Origin of the sequence: Hymenobacter saemangeumensis (genome assembly GCF_039541835.1) — a bacterium.
GTDB lineage: Bacteria > Bacteroidota > Bacteroidia > Cytophagales > Hymenobacteraceae > Hymenobacter > Hymenobacter saemangeumensis.
Map to the genome: position 1 here is coordinate 131,898 of NZ_BAABGZ010000080.1, position 26,139 is coordinate 158,036.

The following is a 26,139-nucleotide window of genomic DNA, read 5'->3' on the forward strand; positions in this document are numbered from 1 at the left end:
GGAGTTTACCCACCCCATCACCACCCCCGCACCTGCATGATACACCGTTACTTCCGTGCCTGCCTGCTCCTGCTGGCCTGTTGCCTGACGCTGCCCGCCGCTCAGGCCCAGATAGACCCCGCCGCGCAGTACACCAAGCTCAGCGTGGCCCAGCTCATGGCCTGGACGCCCGCCGGCCCCACCGCCGTGCCGGCCAACGTAAGCCGCGTGCCCCTGGCCACGCGCCAGAACGCGCTGGCGGCCCAGCTCAACCCGGCCCAGAGCTTCAGCCACAAGGTGAACTACATTCCCGACGGCATGGCCAACTTTGCCGGCTACCTCAACGAGCGCAGCATCTTCAACCTCTACAACTTCACCCACTGGCAGTATGTCGACGTGCTGACCTGGTTCGATGGGCCGGTAGGCATCCCCACCCGGCCCTGGGTGGAAACGGCCCACCGCAACGGCGTCAAGGTCATCGGCACCATCTTCACCAGTGCCACCGACGTGGCGGCCCTGGTGCAGCAGGACGCGGCCGGCAACTACATCGGCGCCCAGAAGCTGGTGGATGTGGCCAGCTACTACGGCTTCGACGGCTGGTTTTTCAATGAAGAGTCCAACGTGAGCACGGCTACGGCCACGCAGCTTATCAACCTGCTCAAGCAGCTGCAAACCATCAAGCCCGCCGGCATGGAGATTCACTGGTACGACGCCATGCTGCCCAACGGGCGCGTCTCCTACCAGAACGCCCTGAACGCCAACAACCAGCAGCTGCTGCAGGACGGCAGCGCCCGCGTCAGCGACGCCATGTTTACCAACTACTTCTGGTCGGGGCCCACCAACATCAACACCTCCGTGGCCACGGCCACGGCCCTGGGCCGCAGTCCTTTTGAGGTATACAAAGGGGCCGACCTCTGGCCCGGCCGCTCCAACCAGTCTTTGTTTGCCAACTCGGCCTGGATTGACAACTACTTCACCGGGGGCAGCCCCGCCCAGCCCAAGGTGTCGCTGGGCTTGTTTGCGGCCAACCTCACCTACAACGGCGGCTTCAACACCTTCAGCAGCGACCCCACGGCCTACGCCAGCTTCTACCAGACCGAGCAGCGCATCTTCGCCGGCAACGACCTGGACATCACCACGCCCGATGCCAGCGGCTGGAAAGGCCTGGGCCATTACGTGCCGGTGCGCAGCGCCGTCAACACCCTGCCGTTTGAAACCGACTTCTCGGTAGGGCAGGGGAAGGTTTTTGCCAACAACGGCGTGCTGGTGAGCCGCAGCTGGACGCACATGGCCCGGCAGGCTATGCTGCCCAGCTGGCAGTGGGCCAAAACCGGCAGCGCGGCCATCAGCGCCGGCTTCGACTTCGACGATGCCTTCTACGGCGGCAATTCCATTAAGCTGGCCGGCAGCCTCAGCGGCAGCGACAACGCCACGGTGAAGCTCTACCAAACAAAGCTGCCGGTGGCAGCCAACACCACCATTGAGCTGACCTATAAAGCATCCCAGCCAGGCTTTACGGCCACCCGGCTGGCCCTGTATTTCAGCGACGACCTGGCCAACCCTGTGCTGGTCGACATCGGCAGCCAGGGGCAGCCGGCCGGGCAGTGGCACACGCAAAGCATCGGCCTGGGCACCCAGCAGGGGCGCGAGCTGGCCATCATCGGGTTGGTGGCCTCGTCGGGCACCCCCGTGGCCAGCTACCGCTTCAACCTGGGCCGGCTGCGGGTGGCCAATGGCAGCGCCGCCCCCACGGCCGCGCCCCGCGTAAGCTTTGGCGCCAGCGACACCGTGGTCGTTACCAACCAGGCCGTCACCTTCACCAACTTCTCGCGTAACGCTGCCGGCTACACCTGGACCTTTACCGGCGGCAGCCCGGCCACCAGCAATGCCGTGCACCCGGTGGTGAGCTACGCCGCGCCTGGCCTGTACCCGGTGAAGCTGCGGGCCCAGAATGCCTTCGGCCGCGACTCCCTTACCCGCACCGGCTACGTGCGCGTGGTGCCGGCCGCCGTGCCCGGCAGCAACACCTCCCTGCTGTTCGACGGCGTGGGCAAGTACGTGGATGCGGGCAGCATCAACCTGGGCGGGGGCGGCCTCAGCTTTGAGTGCTGGGTGAAGCCGGCTTCGTTCAAGGCCGGCTCGCCTTATATCTCCAGCCTGGTGGGCATGGAAGACGGCAGCAACACGGCCATGCTGCGCCTGGGCGATGCCAGCCTGGCCGCCGACCAGCTGCAGTTTGTGCTGAACGTGAACGGCGCGGCGCGGCGCCTGCCCTCGGTGGGCCGCCTGCCGCTGGGGGCCTGGTCGCACGTGGCGGCTACGTTCGACGGCACGGCCATGCGCATCTACATCAACGGCACGCTCGATGCCAGCCTGAACGTGAGCGGCAGCGTCATTGCCAGCGGGCCCGTGGCCCTGGGCCGCAACTACGCCAACTCCCGCATTCTCGACGGGGCCCTGGACGAGGTGCGCATCTGGAAGCGCGGCCTGACGGCCGCTGAAATCGCCGCCAACGCCTGCAGCGTCAGCCCCAGCGCCGCCAACCTGGAAGCGTACTGGAAGCTGAACGAGGCCACGGGCTCGGTGGCCAACGACCTCACCGGCAACGGGCACACCGGCACCCTCATCAACATGCGGCCCAGCGACTGGTCGGCCGACGTGCCCACGCAGTGCGCCCAGATCAGCGCCGCCCTGCCCGGCCGGGCGGCCGGCCTGCGCCTGTATGCCCTGGGCAACCCCGTGGCCGGCAGCCAGGCCGTGGTGGAGGTTCACGGCGCCCAGGGCCAGCCGACGCTGCTGCAGCTCTACAACACGGTGGGCGCTCTGGTGTACGAGCAGCGCCTCACGCCGGGCCGCAGCGCCGAGCAGCTGGCGCTGCCGCTGCCGCAGGGAGCCGGGCTGTACGTGCTGCGGGTAAGCACGGCCTCGGGCAGCGCTTCGCTGAAGCTGCTAAAGCAGTAGCGGCCAGGGTTTGCGGCCAGGTGCCAGCTGTTGTGCTTGCGCGGAGTTTCATTTGGCGGCGCCTTCCTGTGGTGGGTACGCAGAATGAAATTCCGCGCTACTGTTTTCGGGCGCCTGCTTTTCTGACTGGATTCAGGGCTGCAGCCCGGCGGCAATGGTTGACATCACCTGCCCGCCCCGGGCCAGCAAGTCGGCTTTGGCCTGGGCAAATCCTTCTGCGGAAATGGCCCGGGTGGCGTCTTCCAGCAGCACGGCCCCGAAGCCTTCGAGCAGGGCATCCTTGGCCGAGAAGTACACGCAGTAGTCGGCAGCCAGGCCGGCCAGGTACACCTGCGTTATGCCCCGCCCGCGCAGGTAAGCGCCCAGGCCGGTGGAGCGGCGGTGGCCGTTGTCGAAAAAGCCGCTGTAGCTGTCGATATCCGGGTCGGTGCCCTTGCGGAAAATGGCCTCTACGCGCCGCGTATCCAGGGCCGGGTGCAGGTCGGCGCCGGGTGTTTGCTGCACGCAGTGGTCGGGCCAGAGCATCTGCGGCAGGCCCTGCCAGTCAATCTCGGTGAACACCGCCTGCCCGGGGTGGGAGCTGGCAAAGCTGCGGTGCCCGGCCGGGTGCCAGTCCTGGGTGGCCACCACCAGCTCGAACTGGGGCTGCAGCCGGTTGAGCAGGGGAGTGATGGCGTCGCCATCGGGCACGGCCAGCGCGCCCCCGGGCACGAAGTCGTTTTGCACGTCAATCAGCAGCAGGGCCTTCATGGGCAGGTAGGAAGTGGTGAGGCTGCGAAATTGCAGCAGCTGCCGGTAATACGGCGAGCGACGTATTTTGCGGTGGGCTTCGCGGCCAATCTGAGTTAAAAGTTAAAACCCAAGCCTTCCCGCATGACCGAGCCCACCATCAACCTGGCCGCCTACCTGGCCCGCACCGGCTACCAGGGCCCACTCGATGCAACGGCGGACACCCTCGTTGGCCTGCACCGGGCCCATGCCTTCAGCATTCCCTTCGAGAACCTGGACATCCACCTGGGCCGCAGCATCCGGCTCGATGCGGCGGGCATTGAGCAGAAGCTGGTGCACGAGCGGCGCGGCGGCTACTGCTTCGAGCAGAACGGCCTGTTCCGGCTGGTGCTGCAGCAGCTGGGATTTGACGTGAGCTGCCTAGTGGGCCGCAACCTGCTGGCCGGCTACCCGCTGCGGCCCCGGGCCCACCAGATTCTGCTGGTGCAGCTGCAGGGCCAGCCCTGGCTGGTGGATTTGGGCTTCGGCGCCAACAGCCTCATCGAGCCCATTCCGCTGGTCGCCGGCCCCGAATTCCAGCAGGGCTTCGACTGCTACCGGCTGCAGGCCGCGCCGCTGCTGAACTTTCACCTGCAGCTGCTGATAAACGGCGAGTGGCAAACGCTCTACGGCTTTGCCCTCGACGAAGCCCAGCCCAGCGACTACCAGATGATGAACTACTTCTACTCGCAGTCGCCCGACTCGCCGTTCCGGCAGCAGCGCATCACCACCCGCTCCGGCCCCGGCTACCGCGTCAGCTTGGTCGACTACGAGCTGAAAATTCGACGGGCCGAAGGTGCCACGGTAACCACGCTGCCTGATGAGGCGGCCTACCACGAGGCGCTAGCCACGCACTTTGGCGTGGAGCTGCCCCTGGGGGCTTTCCCGGCCCGGCCCGGGGCCGCTAGGCTGGCCTAAAGCACCCGCTGCACGTGAGAAAGCAAGAATCGATAAAACTAAAGGGCAGTGGTCTAAAGCATGGTGGTGCCACGAATTCCGCACAGCGGTTCGTGGCACCACTAACGGCGCAGAACGACATGTCTAAGTCCGTCCTATAATTCAGTGGTACCACGACCAAAAAGTCGTGGCACCGCGGTGTAGACCACCGCGACTTAAAGAAGCAGAGCAAGGCTGTCCCCGGGCAGGAGCGGCATCGCGGCCGGGTAGGAAAGCAGGGTTAGGGCTGACAGCCCATATTTGCGGGCTCAAGCTTAATGTAGCCCGCCATGCAGTCTGCCCGCACCGTTTTCCTCGTTCGCCCGGCCCGCTTTGCCTTTAATGAGGAAACGGCCTTGTCTAACCACTTCCAGCAGGCGTTGAGCGGGCTGGGGGAGGAGGCCGTGCAGGCCCGGGCCTTTGCCGAGTTCGATGCCGCCGTGGCGCGGCTGCGCAGCCGCGGCGTGCAGGTGCTGGTGTTCGACGACACGCCCACGCCGGCCAAGCCCGATGCCGTGTTTCCCAACAACTGGCTGACCCTGCACCCCGACGGCACCGTGCTGCTCTACCCCATGTGCGCCGCTAACCGCCGCCCCGAGCGCCGCCCCGACATCCTGGCAGCGCTGGGGCAGCAGTTTGCCATTCGCGAGGTAGTCGACTTGTCGGACCACGAGCAGCAGGGCCGCTTCCTGGAGGGCACCGGCAGCATCATCTTCGACCACGAGCACCGCCTGGCTTACGCCTGCGTGTCGCCCCGCACCGACGCGGCGTTGTTTGGCGAGGTAGCTGGCCGCCTGGGCTACCGGCCTGTGGCTTTCCACTCCCACGATGCGCGAGGCCAGGAAATCTACCACACCAACGTGATGATGTGCGTGGGCGCCCGCTTCGCCGTGCTCTGCGTGGAAAGCATCAGCGACGCCAGCGAGCGGGCCGCGGTAGTCGACTCACTTACGGCCACGGGCCACGAAATCGTGGCTATCTCCCTGGCCCAGGTAGCGCGCTTTGCCGGCAACATGCTCACCGTGCAGCCTGCCGCCAGTCCCGAACTGCTGGTGATGTCGCAGAGCGCCTACGATGCCCTTACCACCGGGCAGCGGCAAACCCTGGAGCAATACTGCGAGCTGCTGCCCCTGCCCATTCCCACCATCGAAACCATTGGCGGCGGCAGTGCCCGCTGCATGCTGGCGGAAGTGTTTTTGCCTGCGAAGTAGGTTACTGGTTTCTGGTTTAAATCGGTTTTCAGGTAGGGGGAGGGTAACGCGGAATTCCATTCCGCGCTTCTCTGCCGGTTGATTGGCATTAAAGGCGCGGAAATACGGAATGAAATTCCGCGCTACGGCTCGTCGGCTCTGTACCCCATCTTGCAAACCACGATAAGTGTAACCAGCAACCAGAAACAAGAAACCAGCAACCCCAAAGAATGAGCCCAGAATCGTCATACCTGTCCGTAAACCGTGAGCTGTGGAATGCCCGCACCGGCCCCCACCTGAGCTCGGAGTTTTACGATGTGGCCGGCTTCAAAGCCGGCAAGTCTTCCCTGAACAGCATCGAGCTGGGCTTGCTGGGCGAGGTGGCCGGGCAGCGCATCCTGCACCTGCAGTGCCACTTCGGGCAAGACAGCCTTTCCCTGGCCCGAATGGGCGCGCAGGTAACGGGCGTCGATTTATCGGACGAAGCCATTGCCGCCGCCCGCCGCCTCAGCGCGGAGCTGGGCGTGCCGGCCGGGTTTATCTGCTGCGACGTGTACGAGCTGCCCGCCTACCTGCCCGAGGCGCAGTTCGACGTGGTATACACCAGCTACGGCGTGCTCGGCTGGCTGCCCGACCTCAGCCGCTGGGCGGCTCTGGTGCAGCGCTACCTGCGCCCCGGCGGCCGCCTGGTGCTGGTCGAGTTTCACCCCGTGGTGTGGATGTTCGACAACGACTTCACCCGGGTGCAGTACAGCTACTTCAACGCCGGCCCCATCGAAGAAACCGAGGTGGGCACCTATGCCGATACCGGCGCGCCCATCACCCACCAGTCCATCACCTGGAACCACAGCCTGAGCGAGGTCATCAGCAGCCTGCTCGGGCAGGGCCTGCAGCTGCAGCACCTCGGCGAGTACGACTATTCTCCCTACAACTGCTTTGCCCACACCGTAGCCAATGCCGACGGTACCTTTCACGTTGGGCCGCTGGGCACTAAGGCGCCGCTGCTGTACTCGGTAGTGGCTGGCCGGCCGGCTTAGCGCAGTTCCGCGGTGGCTGTAGCGTGGACTCTGCTAGTCCGCGCGGATGAACGTTCACAAACGCGGACTCGCAGAGTCCACGCTACAAATCCACTAACTTCGAAACCGCTCTAGTCGGTAAACCGCACGGCCAGCTTGGCCAGCTCTCCGGCCTCCACCACTTCATTCAGGTTGTGGTCGATGAACACGGCGAAGTACAGCGCCCGCAGCCGGGTTTGGGCCAGGGGCACGTCCTGCTCGTTCACCAGCACCTGCGAAATCTTCCATTCCAGCTGCCGCGTGCCGTCGGGCCTGGTGCCCAGCAGCTCTACGCGGTGGTCGGTGGGGGTATCGTAGTAGAGGTAGTGCTGTCCCTCCGTATCGGGTAAAATGGAGGTGTAGCCCAGGTCGGTGCCGGCCATGCCTGAGCCCTCTTCCAGGTAGGGGGAGTCCTGGGTTTTCAGGCCCACGGTGATGCCTGCCAGGGCTTGCGGATTGGTGGCTACCACTACATGGGCCGCGTGATAGCGCTGCCCCTGCCCATCGTAGGGCTGATTGTCGAAAAGCAGCGAGAAGGCGTCGCGCCGAATCGACAGTGTGTCGAAATCCCGGCCGGGGGTGCGGCTGAAGCTGTCCTGCCGCAAAGTAACCGGCAGGTAAGGTCGGTCGGTGGACGGGGTGGAAGAGCAGGCCGCCAGCAGGCCGGCGATGGTCAGCAGGCAGCAGTAAGCTAAAGGTTTAAGCACGTTGGAAGGCGGGAGGCTGACTGAATGAAGGCACCAAGGCTAGCAGCCGGACGAGGGCTCGGCATCGGAGCCGGCTTTTTTCATTGCCCGCCACTCATCCTCGAGAATACCCATCTCCACCATGCTCCAGTACTCGTCGCCGTGCTTTACCACGTCGCGCATCAGGCCTTCCTGCTTGAAGCCGGCTTTGAGGTAGCAGCGAATGGCGGCTTCGTTGAAGTCGTACACGCCCAGGCTGATGCGGTGCAGCCCCAGGTCCTCGAAGCCGATTTTGAGCATGCCTTTTATCATCTTGGTGCACACGCCCTTGCCCCGCTCAGCCTTGCTGCCCACCAGCACCCGGGTAATGCGCCCGGCCTTGTCGCGCTCACTGATGCCGCCCAGGGAAATATGGCCCACTACCTCCTGGCTTTTGGTATCCACGGCCTTGTACACAAACACTTCGGGCCTTTTAAAGTCGTTGGCGCCTTCCAGGTACCAGGCCAGCGACTCTTCGGTGAGCGGAAACGAAAACAGCGAGCCCGACCATTCCTTCATCAGCCGCTCGTTGGTAATCCATTCAATCAGCTGGTTGAAGTCGGAAGGAGTGAAGGGCTCAAGGCGAATCATAGCAGGAAGCGTTTACAGGTAAATAGCACCGGATAGCCGCCAGTCGCGGCCATCCGGTGCGAAGCTACTGCACAACGAGGCGAATCCGGACACGACCGGGCGGGGCCGGGCTAGCTCTGCCCTACCGGCTCCACGTCCAGGCCCAGCACGGCGTGGGTGTGGGTGCGCACTGCGGCCAGCAGGGCGGGGTTGTCGTGCAGCGACTGCCCGAAGGAGGGAATCATGTGGCGCCAGTGCTCCTGCCACGTGGCCTGGGCCGCCTGCTCCGGGAAGCAGCGCTGAATGAGGCCCACCATGATGCTGACGGCCGTGGAAGCGCCCGGCGACGCGCCCAGCAGGGCCGCAATGGAGCCGTCGGCGGCGCTCACCACCTCGGTGCCAAACTCCAGGACGCCGCCTTCCTTTTCGTGCTTTTTAATCACCTGCACCCGCTGCCCGGCAATCTCCAGCTGCCAGTCCTCGGCCCGCGCCTCGGGCAGGTACTCGCGCAGGGCCACCAGCCGGTCTTCCGGGCTCTGCCGCACCTGGTCGATAAGGTAGCGGGTGAGGGGAATGTTCTTCAGGCCCGCCATTATCATGGGCTTCATGTTGCTGAGCTTGATGGACAGGGGCAGGTCCATGAACGAGCCGCGCTTGAGGAACTTGGTGGTAAAGCCGGCGTAGGGACCGAACAGCAGCTCGCGCTGCCCGTTAATCATGCGCGTGTCGAGGTGGGGCACCGACATGGGCGGCGAGCCCACGGCGGCCTTGCCGTACACCTTGGCGTGGTGGCGGGCAATTACGGCGGGGTTCACGCACTTCAGCCACTGCCCGCTCACGGGGAAGCCGCCGAAGCCGCGCCCCTCGGGAATGCCCGACTTCTCGAGCAGGGGCAGCGAGCCCCCGCCCGCCCCGATAAACACGAAGCGGGCCCGCACTTTCAGGATTTCGCCCGTCTGCAGGTTGCGCGACCACACGCTCCAGTAGCCGCCCTCCTTCTTGCGCAGCGAGTCGACCTCGTGGTTGAAGTAGAAGTTCACCTGGTCTTTCTGCTGCAGCAGCGTGAACATGCCCCGCGTGATGGAGCCGAAGTTGACGTCGGTGCCCAGCTCCATGCAGGTGCCGGCCACACGCTGGCCGGGGTCGCGCCCCTCCATCACCAGCGGTATCCAGCGCTGCAGCTCCTGCGGGTCTTCGGTGTAGGTCATGCCCTTGAAGAGCGGCGACTGCACCAGGGCCGCGTGGCGGCGGCGCAGGAAGTCCACGTTCTGCTCCCCCCACACAAAGCTCAGGTGGGGAATGTGGTTGACGAAGCGGCTCATCTCCTGCACGTCGTACTTCTGGGCCAGAAAAGCCCAGAACTGCTTCGACACCTCAAACGACTCGGCAATGCTGATGGCCTTGCTGATGTCGATGGAGCCGTCGGCCCGCTCGGGGGTGTAGTTGAGCTCGCAGAACGCCGAGTGCCCGGTGCCGGCGTTGTTCCAGGCGTCGGAGCTTTCGGCGGCGGCCACATCCAGGCGCTCAATAACGGTAATGCTGAGGTTGGGCTGCAGCTCTTTGAGCATCATGCCCAGGGTGGCGCTCATGATGCCGGCTCCAATCAGGACGACGTCGGTAATGGGTTGGTCAGGAACTTGGGTAGGATTCATCGGCGGTACGAAAATGCTTGCACGCTATGCCATACGGCAAAAAAGCAAAAAGTGTGGCCCTGCACCGGCAAGAAACCGCGGCTCAGCCAGCCCGAATGGGGCTGCTTTGCCGGTGCAACAAATTGATTACGTTCCCGGCAACGATTGCGGAAATAAATATCGTCGGCTTCTTGTTTTTTGCTGCTTCGTGTGCTAATATTGTAGTACCCGCCGGACGAAAAAGTTATACTCCGGCGCAATATTGACGACGTTATCCGTTATTAAGGACGGTAAAGTATAATATGTGAAAATGGAAATGGAAATGGAAAATGGTCGCAAAAGTGCCGGGCTTTGCCCGGCATTTTTGTTTATGGGCAGTGCCGGGTAAGTCCTGGCGGCGCTACCTTGCGCCATGTCTTCCGACCTGCCCCTGCTGGCCCTTCCTACCCTGGCCGACGCGGCCGATGCCACCGCCCCGCGCCTGCTCATCATCTACACCGGCGGCACCGTGGGCATGGCCTTCAACCGCCGCGGCGAGCTGGTGCCGATGCAGTTTGGCCGCCTCGAGCGCAAGATGCCCGACCTCACGCGCCTGCCCTTCCGCATCTCCCTGCTGAGCCTGCCCAATCCCATCGACAGCAGCAACGTGACGCCCCAGGACTGGCTGTACCTGGCCCGGCTCATTGGCCGGCACTACGCCGACTTCGACGGCTTCGTGGTGCTGCACGGCACCGACACCATGGCCTACTCGGCCGCGGCCCTGAGCTACATCCTCGAGCACCTGGGCAAGCCGGTGGTGTTTACCGGGGCGCAGGTGCCCGTGGGGCGCTCCCGCTCCGATGCCCAGCGCAACCTCATCACGGCCCTGGAGATTGCCGCCGCCCGCCACCCCCGGGCCCATACCGTGCGCGTGCCCGAGGTGTGCGTGTTCTTCAACGACGAGCTGATTCGCGGCACCAGGGCCAAGAAGGTGGAAAGCCAGCAGTTTGCGGCCTTTAAAAGCGAAAACTACCCGCCCCTGGCCCGGGCCGGCATCACCCTGGAGTTTGCCGACAAAGACATCCGCCTGCTGCCAGCCGGCCGCCTCACCGTGCATGAGAAGCTGGAAACCGGCGTGGCCGTGCTGCGCCTCTTCCCCGGCATCACCGAAGCCGTGGTGCGGGCCGTGCTGAGCGTGCCCGGCCTGCGCGGCTGCGTGCTCGAAACCTACGGCTCGGGCAATGCGCCAACATCCGAGTGGTTTATTGCCTGCCTGCGCGAAGCCCGGCAGCGCGGCGTGTGGCTGCTGAACGTGAGCCAGTGCGAGGAGGGGCGCGTGGTGCAGGGCCTCTACGAAACCAGCGCCCGCTTCGCCGAGCTGGGCATCATCGGCGGCGACGACATCACCTCCGAGGCCGCCATCACCAAGCTCATGTTCGTGCTCGGCCTGGGCCTGGGCGAAGAAGACACCCGCCGCCTGCTCACCCAGGATTTGCGAGGGGAGATTACGCCTTGAACACAGTTAGCAGTTAACAATGAACAGTTAACAGTGAGCAAGCGGACGGCCGTGGCTACTTGCTGCGTGCAGGCAAGCCGAAAATTTCACTGATAACTGCTCGCTGCTCACTGATAACTGCCGTTGTCGCCTTATCTTTGCCCCACAAACCCCGACCCAGAGAGGTGTCCGAGTGGTCGAAGGAGCACGCCTGGAAAGTGTGTATGGGTCTCAAGCTCATCGAGGGTTCGAATCCCTTCCTCTCTGCAGAGTAGCAAAGGGCCCGGTAAGTGAAGAACTTACCGGGCCCTTTTTCTTTTTTGCGCGAGCTGCCTCGCTTTGGCTGCCGGCAGCGTGGCGCACAAAAACGCCCCGGCTGGGCGACCGGGGCTGGAGTAGGCAGGAGGAGGAGCCTTATTTGGTTTTGGGGGGCAGCGTCACGAGCAGCGGTTGCTGCTGTGCTTTCTCCATGGCTACCTGGTAATCGGCAAGGCCGGCGTAGGCGATGGTAAGCACCCCGGCGGGCAGCTGGCTGGCCGGCACGGTAAGCTCAAAGGCGCCGTTCTGGTCGGTTACCACGGCCAAATCGGGTTCGCTGGCCGGAAATACGCTGGCGCCGGGCAGAACCTTCCCATTTTGTCTCCGCACAATGCCTTTGATGACAACCATTATGGGGGCGCCGGGCACAGCTACCGGCGCCTCAACCGGGGCCGGAGCCAACCCTGGGGCCTTCATCGGCTTGCTCACCTTCACAATCACCTTGCGGGGCGCGGGCTTGCCGGTTGATTTGGCCTGCGTGGTGCTTGCGGCTGCGGCTGGGTTGGCCATGGCCAGGCAGGCAACGAAAAATGAGAAAGCGAAAAGATGAAAGAGGGGGCGCATGCTAAAAGGAGAAGTAAAAAAGGGTTTGGCGGAGCCCAACAGCGGTGTTTGCCGTTGATGCTTCAAAAGTAGCGTGACCCTGATGGCGGCCGGACGTCATTAGCCGAGTAGCATGTTTTTGCCGCTGGATGCCGCTCTTATGGCCGATAAATGAAATGGACAGTAAGCACTACGGTTTCAACTCCGAGGTGCTGACTTCAAATGCCTATGCCTGTGCTGTGATACACGTGGGGGATGCTCAGGCCGGCAGGAAAGCCGTAAGCACCCCGGTGTACGTCAGCGTGAGCCGGTGCATGGCCCGGGTGCAGGCCACGTAGAGCATGCTTTTGTCAACCTCGGTTTTGTACACCCGGTCGGAGGCAAACGGCACGATGACTTCATCAAATTCCAAGCCCTTGGCCAGGTGGGCCGTGGTAATAACCACGCCTTCCTTGAACGTTGTGGACTCGGCCGTGAGCAGGTGAACGCCGCCCAGGGCTGCCAGCTCCCGGTGCAGTTGCTCGGCCTGCCGCAAGGTTTTGCAGATGATGCCCAGCGAATGGTTACCGGAGCTCTTGAAGTCGGCAAGCAGCTGCCGGATGGCGGCCACTTCCTCGCCCAGGCTGGCGCAGTGGGCCAGCACCGGCGCCGGCCCGTGCCGCTCCAGCGGAAGGATGTCGGGATTGGGCCGGAGGCGCTGGGCGAAGGCCGTAATTTCCAGGGTGGAGCGGTAGCTGCGGAACAGCCGGACTACCTCGGCCTGGGGGAAGACGCGCTCGATGGTTTCGGCTGAGGAGGCACTGTAGGGGTTCACCGTCTGGCTGACATCGCCCAGAATGGTTTTGCGGCAGCGAAACAGCCGCGACAGCACCGCGTACTGCACCGGCGTGTAGTCCTGCATCTCGTCCACGAGCAGGTGCTTCACGTGGTCGTAGCTGCTGATGCCTTCCAGGCGCAGGCGCAGGTAAATCAGGGGAAACACGTCGGCGTACTCCAGCCCGCGGTTGGGGTCGAAGCGGAAAAGCGCGGGCTGGCCCAGCCAGCGGTAAAAGTCCCGGTACAGGTCCATGAGCTGGTGCAGGCGGAACATGCGCGGAATGGCCTCGCCAATGGTGCCCTTCTCCTGCCCGCTCAGCTTGCGGCCGGTGGCGTTGCGCACGTAGTCGCGGATATCCTGGCTGACCAGGGGAAACCGCTTCAGCAGCGGCACCCGGTGGTAGGTGCGGAACTTCTGCTCGATAACCTGGCGGGGCACCACCACCTTGCCCACCCGCAGCTCGGTAATGGTGAAGTAGGTGTTCTCGATGTGGAGCAGAAATTGGTTGAGCTGGCTGAGAAACTCAAACGACGACTTGAACTGGATGCGCTCGATGAAGGCAGGGTGAGGGCTTTCCAGCAGCGCCGACACCTGCTCGAAGAAACTCTGGAAAGGGTAGCGGTTTTCGAGCAGGTCGGCGGCCAGCTCTTCCATGCCCATCTCGGGAATGTGCTCTTCGCCCAGCTCGGGCAGCACGTTGGAGATGTAGTCGGCGAAAACCTTGTTGGGGGAGATGATGAGCAGGTCTTTGGCCGCGATGGTGTCGCGGAAGCGGTAGAGCAGGAAGGCCATGCGGTGCAGGGCAATGGACGTCTTGCCCGAGCCGGCCACGCCCTGAATTACCATCACCGGGTCGGTCTCGTTGCGGATGACGGCGTTCTGGTCGCGCTGAATGGTGGCGACGATGTTCTTCATCTTGTCGTCCGACGACTTGGCCAGCTCCCGCTGCAGCACGTCGTCGTGGATGTTAACGTCGTTTTCCAGCATAAACTCCAGGCGTCCGTCCCGGATTTTATACTGCCGCTTCAGCGTGATGCTGCCACTGACCGTTCCGGACGGCGTCGAGTAAAACGCCTCGCCCAGCTCAAAGTCGTAGAACATGGAGGCGATGGGCACCCGCCAGTCGTAGATAAAGCTCTGGCGCTGCAGCTCATCCACAAACGAGTGTACGCCGATGTAAACCGGCAGGGCCTGCTCCTGATTGGGCGTGCGGAAGTCGATGCGGCCGAAGTAGGGCGACTGCCCCAGCTTGAAGAGCTTGCGCTTGCGGGCCACGGCCGCCTCGCCCGTAAATGCCATGCGGTTGATGGACTGGTCGGCGGCCACCATGTCGGCTTCGTCCATGCCCGACTGGTGCTCGTGGATGTAGCGCTTCTTTTCCCGCAGGTCGCTGGAGTACTGCCTGACGGCGTCATCGACCCGCTTGATGGCCAGGGCCAGCTTCTCCTTGATTTCTTCCAGGTAGGCTCTTTCTTCCGGTTCGGTGGCGTTTATCACGGGGCGCTTGAAAAATAAACGGCAAAGGTGCCATCAAATTCTGGTCTTTCGACCGCTCTTCTGCGGCTGCGCAAGCCCATTGCCTGACGCTGGCCGGGACGCTTCTGACTTACAGCTCAGTTCGCCTGGTGTAGCTTTAGGTTAAGCCAGGGGCGATAGAGCTGGTTGTCCCCAACGCAAATTGATTGCAAAAGCAAGGCAGGGTAGAGTCGCGACGCTTGGCTATGCCAGCCTACTGGTTCGCGGGTGCGGGACTGCGCCGGTGCCGGTGCCGGCTGGTTGTATTGTCGGCAGATGCGAAGGGGTACGCCCCTTCAGCCAGCGTTTGCGCCATTCGCTTACTGTTGCGTAGAATGCTCTGGGCAGGCACTTTGGGTGAGCGGGATGCCGTGGGCGGGGGCGTTTTTAGGAGAGGCAGCTCAACCCTTTCGCGGCTGCTCTCGTCTGAGCAGCTATGACAAATCGTTGGAATCTGAAGGGCCGCCGGGCGCTGGTGACCGGGGCTACAAAAGGCATTGGCCGTGCCGTAGCCGAAGAGCTGCTGACGCTGGGCGCCGAGGTACTCATTGTTGCCCGCGACGCAACCGACGTCGAGCAGACCGTGGCCGAGTGGCTGCGGGAGGGCCTGCCTGCCACGGGCATCGCGGCCGATGTAAGCACCGAAGCCGGCCGCGCCGCCATCTTTGAGCAGGTCCATTCCCAGTGGCAGGGCCTGGATTTGCTCATAAACAACGTGGGCACCAACATTCGTAAGTCCTTCATCGACTATACCACCGCCGAGTACGAGTACCTCTTCCAGGTGAACCTCTTCAGCGCCCTGGAGATGTGCCGGGCAGCCTACCCGCTGCTGGCGGCGGCCGAGCAGGCCGCGGTGGTAAACATCGGCTCGGTAGCCGGCCGGTTTGATGTGGGCACCGGGGCGCCCTATGGCATGACCAAGGCGGCCGAAGAGCAGCTGGCCCGGCACCTGGCCGTGGAGTGGGCCCCGGCGGGCATTCGGGTCAACACCGTTTCGCCCTGGTTTATTCACACGCCCCTGACAAAGACCTATCTGGCCCGCCCCGAGATTCTGACGCAGGTGGAGGCCCGCACGCCGCTGGCCCGCGTGGGCGAGCCCGCCGAGGTGGCAGCCGCGGTGGCCTTTCTGTGCCTGCCCGGGGCGTCCTACATCACCGGGCAGTGCCTGCTTATTGACGGCGGGTTGAGCGCCAAGGGCATGTAGGTTTGAGCCGTTGCAGTTGCTTAGATAAGCAAGTCCCAAAGGCCAGCCAAATTGCCAGCAGCGGCCATAATACCAGCTAGCTCTACTTTGGTAAGTTATAAATGACGGCTTCCCGTCCAGCTGTTTTCACCGCAGAAGCCGCAGAAGGGTCGCGGAGGACCCGCAGAAGAACTACCTCTGCGTCTCTTCTGCGGGCCTCTGCGACTTCTGCGGTGAAAAACACGCTAACCTGCCAAAGTAGAGTTAGCCTCCAGGGCCGATAGTTTCAGGCAATCCAGGCTTCAGCTGGCTTCGCCTAGCTCCAGCAGCCAGCAGGCCGGCTCCGTCGTCAGGGCCAGGGCTGCCAGGTTTAGCCAGGCGCCGGCGCGGTCGAGCACGGCCGAATCGGAGGTAATGACGATGTCGCTGGTCTCAGCCAGCACGCGGTCGGGGTTCATCACGACTTCGGCCGTCCAGGGCAGGCCCAGGGTGGGGCCCAGCTCCCGCAGGCGGGCCGCCAGCCGGCCGCTGTTGGATACGGGCTGGTCGAGCAGCCAGCAGACGGGTCCGGGATTCAGGAGCAGGAGGGTGGTAGCAGCCAGGCGGATGGCGCGGTCGGTTTCCTGCACGGCCCGGTAGGTGCCGTGAATGCTGGACAGGTCGCGCAGGGCCCCGTCGCGGCCCCGCAGCACCACGCCGCCACTCAGGGCGGTTTCCAGGGTGATAATCAGGTTGAAGCCGTCGATGGACACGGGCCGGCCACCCAGGTCTCCGGGCGGCAACAGGGAAGCAGCCCGGCAGATTTGCTGCTCGTCGCTGCAGGCGGCGCGGCCCACGGCCCAGCGCTGCCGCTCGGTGAGGGCGTATCGGTCACCCACGAGCTTCATGGAGCCAGCCGGGGGGTAGTCGCGCGAGAGCAGCCACGACAGCTCCGCCACGGCCTGGCGCAGCACCGGCACCCACTCAGGGGCAAAGAGCCGCTCATCGGCAGGGTGGGGGCCGCGGTGGCGCGTATCGGCAGGGCGCATAGGCTGATGGCGGTGGTGTAGTGGGCTACCCGGCTGCTGTGCTCAGCACGTAGAGCACGCGCATCGCCACGGGCAGCACCCGCTCGGCCTGGGCCTGGGTGGCCGGCCAGTTGTGGCTGTCGGCCGGGCTGGTGCGCAGGTCCTCGCTGGCCCGGTAGGCCTGCTCGGTGAGCTGGTCGGGCAGGGTGGGAGAAGCCAGGTAGCGTTTCAGTAAGTCGTCGGCGCCGCGTCGGGCGGTTTCGGCCAGCGACCAGTCCTTGGCCAGGCTGCCGTCGGCGCGTTTGATGTGGGCCAGGCAGGCGGCCAGGAACAGGCGTTCTTCGGTGGGGTGGACGGGAGCGGCTGGCATAAGGAAAGAGTACGTTGTAGCGCTTTCAGTGTTGATGCAGACTTTTGTAAGAAGTTAAAAGTTAACAGTAAAACTCACTTGGTCTGACTTTTAACATTTAACTCTCAACCTTTAAACTCATCCCAAAGTGCATTGCGGTAATCGTCTGGCGGATGTAGAGACGCAACATTTTGCGTCTCATCGTTGAACGATACCCGAACGATACTAACGGAGCAATCCCGGCTTTAATGGCGCAGTCCCGCAGACGCAAAATATTGCGTCTCTACATCGTTCAGGTTTCGCAGACCATTTCGCGAGAAGTATAACTCTGTAAACTGCCCTGGGCTATAGCCATAATGCCTCAGGCTAACCGGCCTTCACCCGGATAAACCGCTACTCTTCCCGGGCCGGGCGGGGGCGGCGGAAGCGGTCGAGCCGGCGCCGCAGGGGGTTGGGAATGGGGTGGTTGGTGGGGCCGCTCGTGCCACCCGACTCCAGGTAGGCCTTGTAGCGCTCGGGCTCGATGCGGCGCCGGTCCACGAAGTAGAGGCCGCCCTTGAAGCCGCGGCTGCGCACCCAGTTGTTGATGAGAAAGGCATGGGTGCGCTCCAGGGTGCAGAAGCTGCGGGTAGGCACGCCGTAGCTGCCCTGGAAGTAGCGGCCGGGCTGCAGGGGCGGGCGCACAATGCCAGCCGCGTCGTGGTGCCGCAGCCGCTCGATGTCGTGTACCCAGGCGCCGTTGATGATGTTGACGGCCGGGTAGGGGGAGGGGTTGCCCCACATCACCTTGCGGCCGGCGCCGTTCACGTTGGCAAACCAGGGCACGTGCGACATCACGAAAGCCGAGAAATAGGCAAATTCCACCGGGTCGTACTGCCGCTCGCGGAACACCAGCGTCACTTCGCGCTTTTCTTCCTTCACCAGCCGGCGCAGCTCCTTGCGGAAGCGCGTATCGGCGAAGTAGCACATGGCTTCGGCGAAGTTGTTGAACAGCATGGTCAGGCCGTTGTAGTGCACCGCCCCGTGCAGGTAGTTGATGGCGTGGGGCATGCGCCGGGTGGGGCCGTGGGGGATTTCCGGCGTCGATACCGACTTCTTCACCATGGCGGCCAGGAACTTGCCCACCTTGCTCACAATGGCCGCGTCATCATCGGGCTGGTAGTCGGGCTGGCTCCACTGCGTGCCCACGGGGGTGGCAAACACCACGTTGCGCGGCCATACGGGCTGCTGGTCCTGCGGGGCCAGGCCCGTCACCCAGGGGTGGTCGGCCGGGAGCATGCCGGCTGTCATCTTGTGTACCGACAGCAGGCGCAGCACGTGAAAGCCCCCGCCGGTGTTGTGAATCAGGTTGCCCCGCACGATGTTCTGGCTGAGGAAGAAGGCCTCCTTGATGCGGGCCCGCTTGCCGAGCTTGTGGCGCAACAGGTCAGGAGCGGGAGCGGGGGGCGGCATGGAAGGGGCTGGCATAAAAAGGGCGCTGAGGATGACAGATAAGGAAAGATACAGGGAAAAGGCGAGGGTAGCGGCGTGGTAGCTGCCAGGAGGGTTGAGAGTGGTTCTGCCCGTTCTGATTTACCTTAGTGGACCAACCAATCTTTCTCATTCACGCGCATGCTCACCCAGCAGCAGCCCTTACTCCAGGAAGAATCCGCTTTCGAAGATACCTGCCCGGCAGATGTAGTACTGGCCTACCTGCCCGAGGAGGCTGCGGCAGCCGAAAAAGCTGCTCCCCGGCGCGGGCGCAAGCGGCAGCGCCTGGCCGGCGCCGTGGCGGGCACCGCCACCAAGCTGCTGCCGCTGGTGGCCCTGCTTGATGCCATTCAGCCCCAGGTAGCCAACGAGTCGGTGTTCCGGACCCGGCGTAAAAAAATTCAGGCCCACCTGGCCGAGATGTACGAGGAGCTGCGCGAGCCGCGCCCCCGGCGCCAGGCCCTCACCCACACCGCGCAGGCCCTGGCCGAGCTGGTGCGCGAAGAAATCCGCGACATCAGCAAAGACGAGCTCAAGCAGGCGGCCAAGGAAGTGGTGCTGGCCACGCTGCAGAACGCCCCGGCCCTGATAAGCGCTGCCAATCAGGCCCGGCTGCTTTCTTAAAGCTGGCGCACTTGCAGCCCGTAGTGAAACGATTATCGTGCTATCGGCGGGCAGGGGTAAACTTCGCCCCTATAATAGCGGGCTGCTGCGCTTTGGGAAGCGGTAGCGCTTTTTATCCGGCAGCCTAGCGCCGCTTCAGGCTGAGGTAGTCGAGGAAGTAAATCACCTTCACCGACAGGGAGTTGTTGTGCGGGGTGTTGATGGTGTGGCTCAGGTTGTCGAAATAGAGCGGGGTGGCTTCTTCGGCCTGCAGGAAGGTGGTGCCGGCGTTTTTCCAGACCACGCTTACCTGGGAGCCGGGCGCAAACCACCAGCTGTACACGGCGTCCACGTTGAAGGCGTTGTAGGTGTTGTCGCGGTTGCGGGCATAGGCGGCGGGCGTCTCCACGCCGCCGGGGGCCAGGCGGGCGAAGTCCTGGTAGTGCACGTTGCTGGTATAGTGGCGCAGGCGCAGCGTAAACGACATGCGGTTGGTGAAGGTGTAGGCCATGGACAGCACGTTCGACACCGTGGCCACGTCGCGGCGGCCCAGCAGCACGTCGGCCGGGCCGCGCCCGCTCAGCGTGTCGCCGCCCAGGGCCTGAATCAGGCGGCGGTCCAGGGCCTGGCCGGCGTCGAGGCCGCCGTTCACGTAGCCTATCTGGTTGCGGGCCAGGCTCCAGTCGAGGCTGTAGCGGAAGGTGAGGCGGTTGCTGACGCGGTAGCGCGGGTAGAAGCCAAAGCCGTAGTTCTGGCGCCGGGGCCGGTCCAGGCGCTCGTCGAGGGCGGCGTAGCGCAGGCCGGCGTTCACGCCCAGCGACAGCTTCTTGCGGGTGTCGGAGTTCAGGAACAGCACCAGGTTGCTGCTGCCGGGCACCTGCACGTAGTACAGGCCCAGGGGGAACACCCGGGGCTCGAAGTAGTTGTGGTTCTGAGGGTCGAAGTTGAAGTTGAAGCCCAGCTGCGCAAAGCTCTTGGTGAAGACGGTGTTGGCGCCCACGTACAGGCGCGTGCTCTGGTAGCGCGTGGGCTTGTACAGCAGCGAGTGGCTGAGCTGGCTGAAGATGTGGAAGTTGTTGACTTTCCAGAAGGGCTGGTACTTGTGGTAGCCGATTTCAAACGACTGGCTGATGTTGTTGTTGCCAAACAGAATGCCCAGGTCGTTGGGGTTGTAGGTGTCGGACTCGATGCCGTGGTTGAGGCCCCAGGTCCAGGTGCCGCCCACTTTGCCGTAGCCCAGGCTGTACTTGTAGCCGTCGCGGTCGTCCACGGCCCGCTCGGAGCCAAACTGCGTGCCCCGGCGGCGCGAGTACGCCACGCTGCCGTCGAAGGCGTACATGTTCTGCTTGTCGTTGAAGCGGAACAGGCCGCCGGTCACGTTGGCGTCGTAGGTGCTGCCGGCCCGCGTCACGTTGGTGTTGATGAGGCTGAGGTAGGAGTTGTTTTTCAGGCTCTGGTCCAGCACCACGATGCTGTAGTTGGCCAGGGGCTGGGTGGTCAGCGTGCGCTCCTCGCCGGTGTCGGTGTTGCGCGCCGTGGCCTGCATCTCCCGGCTCAGGGCGTTGAACACGCCGATGCCCAGGCCGTGGCTGGTGCGTCCCGACACCTTGGTGGCGTTAATCAGCTGGGTTTCGGACGGGTTGCTCACCAGCTTTTCGCCGGGCCGCAGCTTGCTGCCGGCCCCATAAAAGCCCATAGGCGTGGCGCCCACGCGGCGGGAGTAAAACAGATTGCCCTTGTTGAACAGCTCGGTGCCTTCGGTAAAGAACTGGCGGTTTTCGTTGAACTGCACCTCAAACGGGGAGAGGTTGAGCACCTGGTTGTCGCTCTGCACCTGCCCAAAGTCGGGCACCAGGGTGGCATCCAGCGTGAAGCTCTCGTTGATGCCCCACTTCACGTCGGCCCCGCCGTTGAAGCTGGTGGTAGTGGGCCGGCTGCCTTCGGCGCTGAGGGGGTTGTGGTTGACGTAGGCGCTAACATAGGGCGTGAGCGAGAGGCGCAGCGGCGGCTTCACGCCCTGCACGCCCTGCAGCTCGCCCCACTGGTTCACGAAGCCATTTACTTCGGGCTTCACCTCGTTCCAGAAAAAGCCGGCGTTGTCGCGCTGCCGCTGCCGCATCAGCTGCAGGCCCCAGCGCTGCACCTCGGTGGTGCTGAAGCGAATGGCCGAGTAGGGAATGCGCAGCTCGGCTACCCAGTCGGTACCCTGCAGGCTGGTGCGGCTGTCCCACACGGCGTTCCAGTTGAAGTCTTCGCCACCGGCCGGCGAGTAGCGGGCATCCATCTGCCCGCCGCTGGGCGTCACGAAAAAGCCGTAGCCGTTGAGCTTGTCGGCGTAGGTGTCGAGGAAGATGCCAAAGAAGTCGGTGTTGCCGAACCGGTCGCGGGCCGTCAGCTCGCGCATGATGGAGTCGGGGCTCACGTCGTGCATGATAGCGCCCACGTAGAGGTTGGTGTCGTCGTAGAGAATGCGCACCTCGGTGGGGTGCTTTTCGTGCGGGCCCGGCTTGGGGCGGTTCTGGATAAAGTCCGTAGCCGGCCGGGCCTGCTGCCACTGGGCTTCGTCCAGCACCCCATCCAGCTTGATGGGCTGGCTGATGCGGACGGCCGTGAGCTGGCGTTTGGTAGCGGCAGCCGGGGCTGTGGGCGCCGGGGCCTGGGCCATTGCCCGGGCCGCCAGCGTCCAGAGGCCAAGAAGCAGAAAAAAGGGGCGCAGAAAAGAGGTGAGAAACATAGCCGGTGCTTGGAAAAGAGAGAAGAGTGGCGTTAGGAAAAAGGCCGCAGCGAGCCTGCCGACAAGGTTTTGGGCCTTGTCGGGCGGGGAAACTCCCGGAAGTGGCAATGGTTACTTCCGCTTGCGGAAATACACGTCGTTGCTGATGGATTCGAGCTTCACCAGCGGCCCCTTGCTGCCCAGGCTGCCGTGCAGCTGGTAGCCCACTATGGGGTTGGGCTTGTGGTTGCTGAAGGCCACGTCCTGGTCGGTGTACACCTCCCCGGTAATGGTTTTGAACGACACCTCGGCGGCCTGACCGGGCCAGGTCACGTCCACAAAGCCGCTGATGGACTTGGCGTCGATGTCGCCCGTAAGCCCCACGATGTCGATGTCGCCGCTGATGGTGCTCACGCGCAGCGTCACGTCGGCCGGCACGGTGATGTCGTAGTCGACGCGCACGCAGGCCGAGTAGGAGCTGTGACCATCGGATTTGTCAACCCCGTAATTCCCTTTCTTATTGCGGGTAACGTAGTTGTCGCCGTAGTGGGCCCCACCGTCAGGGCAGTTGGCCATCTGGCCGTTTTGCAGCCGCTCCTTGTCGAGCTTGGTTATGAAGGTAAGCTCCTCGGCCGTTTGTTCCTGACTGAGAAGCAGGGCCTCGTTCGCCTTGCCTTGGTTGATGTCGACGGCCGCCCGCAGGGCCAGCCTGCCCGCCGCTCCGGCCCGGATACGGATGTTGGTGGCGTGCTTCAGGTTGAGGTATACCCGCTGCCCCTTGGCCAGATTAACCGATTTTTCAATGATTTTCTGAGCCTGGGCCGGCTGCAGGCTGGCAAGGGCAACGCTAATGAGCAGAAAGAAGACGAGGCGGGGCATGGGATTTAGGTCTTAGGTTTTAGGTCTTAGGGCTTAGGTAGTGGGGCTTAGGTTTTAGGGCTTAGGTAGCAGGGCTTGTTTTTAGATGCTTCAGCCCTTGGCTTATTATCCGTTCCTGGTATCCAGGACTCTAAGCCCTAACACCTAACACCTAACACCTACTTGGCTTTGCGCACGTAGATGTCGCCGCTCACGGATTTCAATGAGAGCGTGGTGCCGCCGCCGTTCACGGTGCCGTCCACTACCTGCCCGCCCACGTGGCGCATGTCGCCCTGGTTTTTGGGCAGGGCCAGGTCGAAGTCGGTGTAGATTTCTCCGGAGATGGAGCGCAGCTTCAGGGAGGCCTTGCTGTTGGCGGGCATGCTCACGTCCACGTTGCCACTCACGGCCGAGATGGAGCTGGGGCCCTGGCGCAGGGTGCTGTAGCGCACGGTGATGTCGCCGCTCACGGTGTTGGCCACCACGGGCCCGGCCACATTGAGCAGCTTGATGTCGCCATTCTTCATGTTCACCTCCAGGTCGCCGTTCACGTCGCGAATCTGCAGGTCGCCACCGTTCCAGTTGGTTTGGTTGTACTGCACGGCCGTGCTGCGGGGCACCCGTATGGTGTAGGTGGCATCCTTGCGCGAGGCCCGCGCGATGCGCACGGTGTTGCCCTGCTCGGTCACCGAGATGCCAATGTTGGTGTTGTCGACGGCCGAGTTGTACACCGGTCGCAGGCCCTCGGCCCGCTTGGGGGCCGGCTCGAAGCCGTTGCCCCGAATCACCAGCTCGTTGCCGTCGTAGCCTTCCACGGTCACGTTGGAGCCCTGCATGTCAATCACCACCTTGCGGTCTTTGGCGAGCTTGGTTTTGTATTCCTGGGCCTGCAGCGCAGTGCTGGCGGCCAGCAAACTCAACAGGCTAATGGTTAGGGTCTTTTTCATGGTTTTGAAGGGAGGTAAATGGCCAGCGGCGTAGGGGTGGAAGCCAGTGGCCGGCATTTGACAGAAAAAAGGGATTAGATCTTAGGGACTTAGGTCTTAGGTGTTAGGCTGGCTAGCGGCTGTTGCATGTCGGGCATTAAGGAAAAAGGAAGAGTAATTCCTAATCTCTAGCCCCCAATCCCTAGGGCCTAAGACCTAACACCTAAGTCCCTAACTTCTAAATCAGCTTGCCGAGGCCGGCTTTGGCCTGGTCGCGCACCACGGGCAGGGCATCCTGGCGGCGGGAGAGGCGCTCCAGGGAGCGCACGGCGCGGGGGTCGCGCAGGGCCACCAGCAGCTCGATGAGGGTGATTTGCACGTTGGGGTCGGTTTGGATGGGCAGCGAGTGCACGAAGGCTTCGGCCACGCGGGGGTCGGCCCGCAGCTGGAACAGGGCCTCGCAGGCGGCCAGGCGCACGTTGGCGTTGGGGTCGAAGTTGAGGGTGTTAATCAGCACCTGCACTGTGGGGTCGCCGGGCGTTACTTCCGCGCGGGTGGCATTCACCAGCTCAATCCGGTCGCTGGCCGAAACCGGCTGCCGGGTGTTGCCGGCCAGCACGGTAGCCAGGCGCTGGCCGGAGGCCGAAGCTTCCGGCTGGGCCGGGGCCGGATTTGTGGCCACGCTGCCCGCCTGCCCGCCGAAGCCCGGCAGGTTGCGGCCCAGCAGCACGCCGCCCACCACCAGTAGAATGGCCGCCGCAATGCGCATCAAGGGGCTGGCCAGGGCGCTGGGCCACATGGCTACCACTTTGGGCGAAGGCGCCACCGGTGCCGGGGCCGGGGCAGCAGCGGGCTGCTGGCCCAGCAGGGCCTTCTGCTCGTCGAGCATGGCCATAAAGTTGGCACGCAGGGCGGTACGGGGCACTTCGGGCATGGCGGCGTCCAGCTCGGCGCTGAGGGTGTGCAGCTGCTGCAGCTGCCGCTGGCAAGCCGGGCAGCTGGGGAGGTGGGCTGCTACCAGCTCAGCATCCGCGGCCGGCAGGCTGCGGTCGGCATAAGCCGGCAGCAGGGCCTCGATTTCGTCGCAGTGGGTGAGGGAGTGCATATTATTAGTTGTCAGTTGTCAGTTGTCAGTTGTCAGTTGTCAGTTGTCAGTTGTCAGTTGTCAGTTGTCAGGAATAGGGCTATAGAACATTCTGACAACTGACAACGAACAACTGACAACTAGCTGGAAAAGTAGATTTTGCGCAAAGCCTGCAGGGCGCGGTGCGCCTTCACGCGGGCAGCTTCGGCGGTGCAGCCCAGGAGCTGGCCAATCTCATCGTAGGCAAAGCCCTGGAAGCGGTTGAGGAGGAGAATTTCACGCTGGTTGGTGGGCAGCTGGGCCAGGGCCTCGTGCAGGTCGTCGTGGTGGCTGCTTACCCGCATCTGGGCAAAGGCCGCGCCGCGCAGCTGGCCGGTTTGCTCGGCTTCGTCCACGTCAGCGGCGCGCATCTTCTCGCGGCGGTGGTAGTGGTCGGCGTGCACGTTGCGGGCCATCTGGTACACCCAGGCCTTAAAAGGCTGGCTGGGCTGGTAGCTGGCCCGGTACTTCAGCACCCGCTCGAACACGGTCTGGGTGAGGTCTTCACTGGTTTCACGGTCGTTGCAGAGGCGGTAGAGGTAGTTGAACAGCGGCGCGTGGTAGCGCTCGAACAAAGGCACGAGCTGGTCGAGGTTGTCGGCCTTCACAGCGGCCATCAGGTCTTCGTCGCTCGTACGCGGGGTGGTCACGGGGTCAGTGTTTCGGGGTTGGTGAAAGGAGTACCGGAAGCTTCCCCATTCGTTACAAGGCTAAGAAATATTTTTTTGAGTTCCCGCGCTTACTGCCTGTCGTCGGCTAATAATCAAAGGCATACAAAAGCCCCCGGCTAGTGCTACGACTTGCCGGGGGCATACGGGGTGAACAATACTGTTTGGCTGCCTGCTGAGCAAGCCTAAGCCTGCTCGAGGGCGGCCTCCACATGAAACAACTGGCTGAGCTGCAATAGCTCCAGGCAGTGGCGCAGCGGGGCGTTCACGTTGCGCAGCCAGATGCTGGCCCCGGCCTGGTGCAGCAGCAGCAGCTGCGACACCACGTGGCTGACGCCCAGGTTGCGCTGGCAGCTCAGGGAGCTGCAGTCGATAAAGAAGTGCGGGCGCGAGTGCTGGGGGTTCATCCTGAGCCCGCGGGCCATGTGCACGGCATCCACCGCATCCAGGTCGAGCGAAGCAATGTGGGAATGGGAGCCCGCGGCGGGCAGGAAAGCTTGAAAAGATGTTATCATACCAAAAGTGGGATAAACGATGAAGAGAATAGTGCCGTCCCGCGGGCGAAGCGGCGGCCAGAGCGGCCACCAGGCTGGTCTGGGCGAGGGAGGGACTGATAGTCTAATTTACTCTTCTTATTGTCTTGTTGTTGGACGTAGAAACCCTGATTTTTCAGCCCGTAATAGTCGCGCTTACCCGTGTTTCTACGGAGGAGATGCAGGCAGCCTTGCTTTTCTAGCTGATAGGCTGCAGCCGGCTG

General features: G+C 63.5%; 22 protein-coding genes and 1 tRNA gene. 8 read left to right on the forward strand and 15 right to left on the reverse strand.

Annotated elements, in window-relative coordinates; all coding sequences use genetic code 11:
- Positions 1 to 36 precede the first annotated feature (36 nt).
- Positions 37 to 2,940 carry an endo-beta-N-acetylglucosaminidase gene (locus tag ABD919_RS21730; RefSeq protein WP_345238190.1) on the forward strand — a complete coding sequence of 968 codons (2,904 nt, stop codon included), beginning with the start codon at positions 37 to 39 and terminating at the stop codon, positions 2,938 to 2,940.
- A gap of 132 nt (positions 2,941 to 3,072) precedes the next feature.
- Here the strand turns inward: ABD919_RS21730 and pncA are convergent, their stop codons facing one another.
- Positions 3,073 to 3,690 carry a bifunctional nicotinamidase/pyrazinamidase gene (pncA, locus tag ABD919_RS21735; RefSeq protein WP_345238191.1) on the reverse strand — a complete coding sequence of 206 codons (618 nt, stop codon included), beginning with the start codon at positions 3,688 to 3,690 and terminating at the stop codon, positions 3,073 to 3,075.
- A 123-nt stretch (positions 3,691 to 3,813) separates the two neighbouring features.
- Between pncA and ABD919_RS21740 the strand changes: the two genes are divergently transcribed.
- The 3 genes from ABD919_RS21740 to ABD919_RS21750 all read left to right on the forward strand — a co-directional run bounded on the left by ABD919_RS21740 (position 3,814) and on the right by ABD919_RS21750 (position 6,871).
- Positions 3,814 to 4,626, forward strand: coding sequence for an arylamine N-acetyltransferase family protein (locus tag ABD919_RS21740; RefSeq protein ID WP_345238192.1), 813 nt, complete (start codon positions 3,814 to 3,816; stop codon positions 4,624 to 4,626).
- 308 nt (positions 4,627 to 4,934) lie between these two features.
- Positions 4,935 to 5,855, forward strand: coding sequence for a citrulline utilization hydrolase CtlX (gene ctlX, locus ABD919_RS21745; RefSeq protein ID WP_345238193.1), 921 nt, complete (start codon positions 4,935 to 4,937; stop codon positions 5,853 to 5,855).
- A gap of 209 nt (positions 5,856 to 6,064) precedes the next feature.
- Complete coding sequence (locus ABD919_RS21750) at positions 6,065 to 6,871, forward strand: class I SAM-dependent methyltransferase (protein WP_345238194.1); 807 nt, start codon at positions 6,065 to 6,067, stop codon at positions 6,869 to 6,871.
- Positions 6,872 to 6,981: 110 nt separating this feature from the next.
- Here the strand turns inward: ABD919_RS21750 and ABD919_RS21755 are convergent, their stop codons facing one another.
- From ABD919_RS21755 to ABD919_RS21765, 3 genes are all read right to left on the reverse strand, one after another.
- Positions 6,982 to 7,596, reverse strand: coding sequence for a hypothetical protein (locus ABD919_RS21755; RefSeq protein WP_345238195.1), 615 nt, complete (start codon positions 7,594 to 7,596; stop codon positions 6,982 to 6,984).
- Between the two features lie 39 nt (positions 7,597 to 7,635).
- On the reverse strand, positions 7,636 to 8,205 hold the full coding sequence (locus ABD919_RS21760) for a GNAT family N-acetyltransferase (protein WP_345238196.1): 570 nt from the start codon (positions 8,203 to 8,205) through the stop codon (positions 7,636 to 7,638).
- Positions 8,206 to 8,315: 110 nt separating this feature from the next.
- The gene (locus ABD919_RS21765; RefSeq protein ID WP_345238197.1) at positions 8,316 to 9,836 is read right to left on the reverse strand and encodes a malate:quinone oxidoreductase; all 1,521 of its coding nucleotides are present in this window, start codon (positions 9,834 to 9,836) and stop codon (positions 8,316 to 8,318) included.
- 391 nt (positions 9,837 to 10,227) lie between these two features.
- Between ABD919_RS21765 and ABD919_RS21770 the strand changes: the two genes are divergently transcribed.
- Both ABD919_RS21770 and ABD919_RS21775 read left to right on the forward strand, forming a co-directional pair.
- A complete protein-coding gene (locus tag ABD919_RS21770) occupies positions 10,228 to 11,310 on the forward strand; it encodes an asparaginase (RefSeq protein WP_345238198.1) in 1,083 nt (360 codons plus the stop codon).
- 158 nt (positions 11,311 to 11,468) lie between these two features.
- A tRNA-Ser gene (locus tag ABD919_RS21775) sits at positions 11,469 to 11,556 on the forward strand.
- A 147-nt stretch (positions 11,557 to 11,703) separates the two neighbouring features.
- On the opposite strand, the gene ABD919_RS21780 is transcribed toward ABD919_RS21775, so the two are convergent.
- Together ABD919_RS21780 and ABD919_RS21785 are read right to left on the reverse strand one after the other, a co-directional pair.
- Positions 11,704 to 12,171 (reverse strand): carboxypeptidase-like regulatory domain-containing protein, encoded by a 468-nt coding sequence (locus ABD919_RS21780; RefSeq protein WP_345238199.1) that lies wholly within the window; start codon positions 12,169 to 12,171, stop codon positions 11,704 to 11,706.
- Between the two features lie 238 nt (positions 12,172 to 12,409).
- Complete coding sequence (locus tag ABD919_RS21785; protein WP_345238200.1) at positions 12,410 to 14,464, reverse strand: HelD family protein; 2,055 nt, start codon at positions 14,462 to 14,464, stop codon at positions 12,410 to 12,412.
- Positions 14,465 to 14,918: 454 nt separating this feature from the next.
- Here ABD919_RS21785 and ABD919_RS21790 point away from each other — a divergent pair, with 454 nt between their 5' ends.
- A complete protein-coding gene (locus ABD919_RS21790) occupies positions 14,919 to 15,686 on the forward strand; it encodes an SDR family oxidoreductase (RefSeq protein WP_345238201.1) in 768 nt (255 codons plus the stop codon).
- A 281-nt stretch (positions 15,687 to 15,967) separates the two neighbouring features.
- Here ABD919_RS21790 and ABD919_RS21795 read toward each other — a convergent pair whose 3' ends face one another.
- From ABD919_RS21795 to ABD919_RS21805, 3 genes are all read right to left on the reverse strand, one after another.
- A complete protein-coding gene (locus ABD919_RS21795) occupies positions 15,968 to 16,693 on the reverse strand; it encodes a DUF434 domain-containing protein (protein ID WP_345238202.1) in 726 nt (241 codons plus the stop codon).
- Positions 16,694 to 16,718: 25 nt separating this feature from the next.
- Complete coding sequence (locus ABD919_RS21800; RefSeq protein WP_345238203.1) at positions 16,719 to 17,042, reverse strand: hypothetical protein; 324 nt, start codon at positions 17,040 to 17,042, stop codon at positions 16,719 to 16,721.
- 372 nt (positions 17,043 to 17,414) lie between these two features.
- Positions 17,415 to 18,488 (reverse strand): hypothetical protein, encoded by a 1,074-nt coding sequence (locus tag ABD919_RS21805; protein ID WP_345238204.1) that lies wholly within the window; start codon positions 18,486 to 18,488, stop codon positions 17,415 to 17,417.
- 144 nt (positions 18,489 to 18,632) lie between these two features.
- Between ABD919_RS21805 and ABD919_RS21810 the strand changes: the two genes are divergently transcribed.
- A complete protein-coding gene (locus ABD919_RS21810) occupies positions 18,633 to 19,115 on the forward strand; it encodes a hypothetical protein (protein WP_345238205.1) in 483 nt (160 codons plus the stop codon).
- 124 nt (positions 19,116 to 19,239) lie between these two features.
- Here ABD919_RS21810 and ABD919_RS21815 read toward each other — a convergent pair whose 3' ends face one another.
- The 6 genes from ABD919_RS21815 to ABD919_RS21840 all read right to left on the reverse strand — a co-directional run bounded on the left by ABD919_RS21815 (position 19,240) and on the right by ABD919_RS21840 (position 25,897).
- Entirely contained in the window at positions 19,240 to 21,828 is a 2,589-nt protein-coding gene (locus ABD919_RS21815; RefSeq protein WP_345238206.1) for a DUF5916 domain-containing protein, read from the reverse strand.
- 111 nt (positions 21,829 to 21,939) lie between these two features.
- On the reverse strand, positions 21,940 to 22,686 hold the full coding sequence (locus ABD919_RS21820; protein WP_345238207.1) for a DUF4097 family beta strand repeat-containing protein: 747 nt from the start codon (positions 22,684 to 22,686) through the stop codon (positions 21,940 to 21,942).
- Positions 22,687 to 22,844: 158 nt separating this feature from the next.
- A complete protein-coding gene (locus tag ABD919_RS21825) occupies positions 22,845 to 23,612 on the reverse strand; it encodes a DUF4097 family beta strand repeat-containing protein (protein WP_345238208.1) in 768 nt (255 codons plus the stop codon).
- Positions 23,613 to 23,829: 217 nt separating this feature from the next.
- Positions 23,830 to 24,696, reverse strand: coding sequence for a zf-HC2 domain-containing protein (locus tag ABD919_RS21830; protein ID WP_345238209.1), 867 nt, complete (start codon positions 24,694 to 24,696; stop codon positions 23,830 to 23,832).
- Between the two features lie 119 nt (positions 24,697 to 24,815).
- A complete protein-coding gene (locus ABD919_RS21835; RefSeq protein WP_345238210.1) occupies positions 24,816 to 25,364 on the reverse strand; it encodes an RNA polymerase sigma factor in 549 nt (182 codons plus the stop codon).
- Positions 25,365 to 25,567: 203 nt separating this feature from the next.
- Positions 25,568 to 25,897 carry a hypothetical protein gene (locus tag ABD919_RS21840; protein ID WP_345238211.1) on the reverse strand — a complete coding sequence of 110 codons (330 nt, stop codon included), beginning with the start codon at positions 25,895 to 25,897 and terminating at the stop codon, positions 25,568 to 25,570.
- Positions 25,898 to 26,139: the final 242 nt, after the last annotated feature.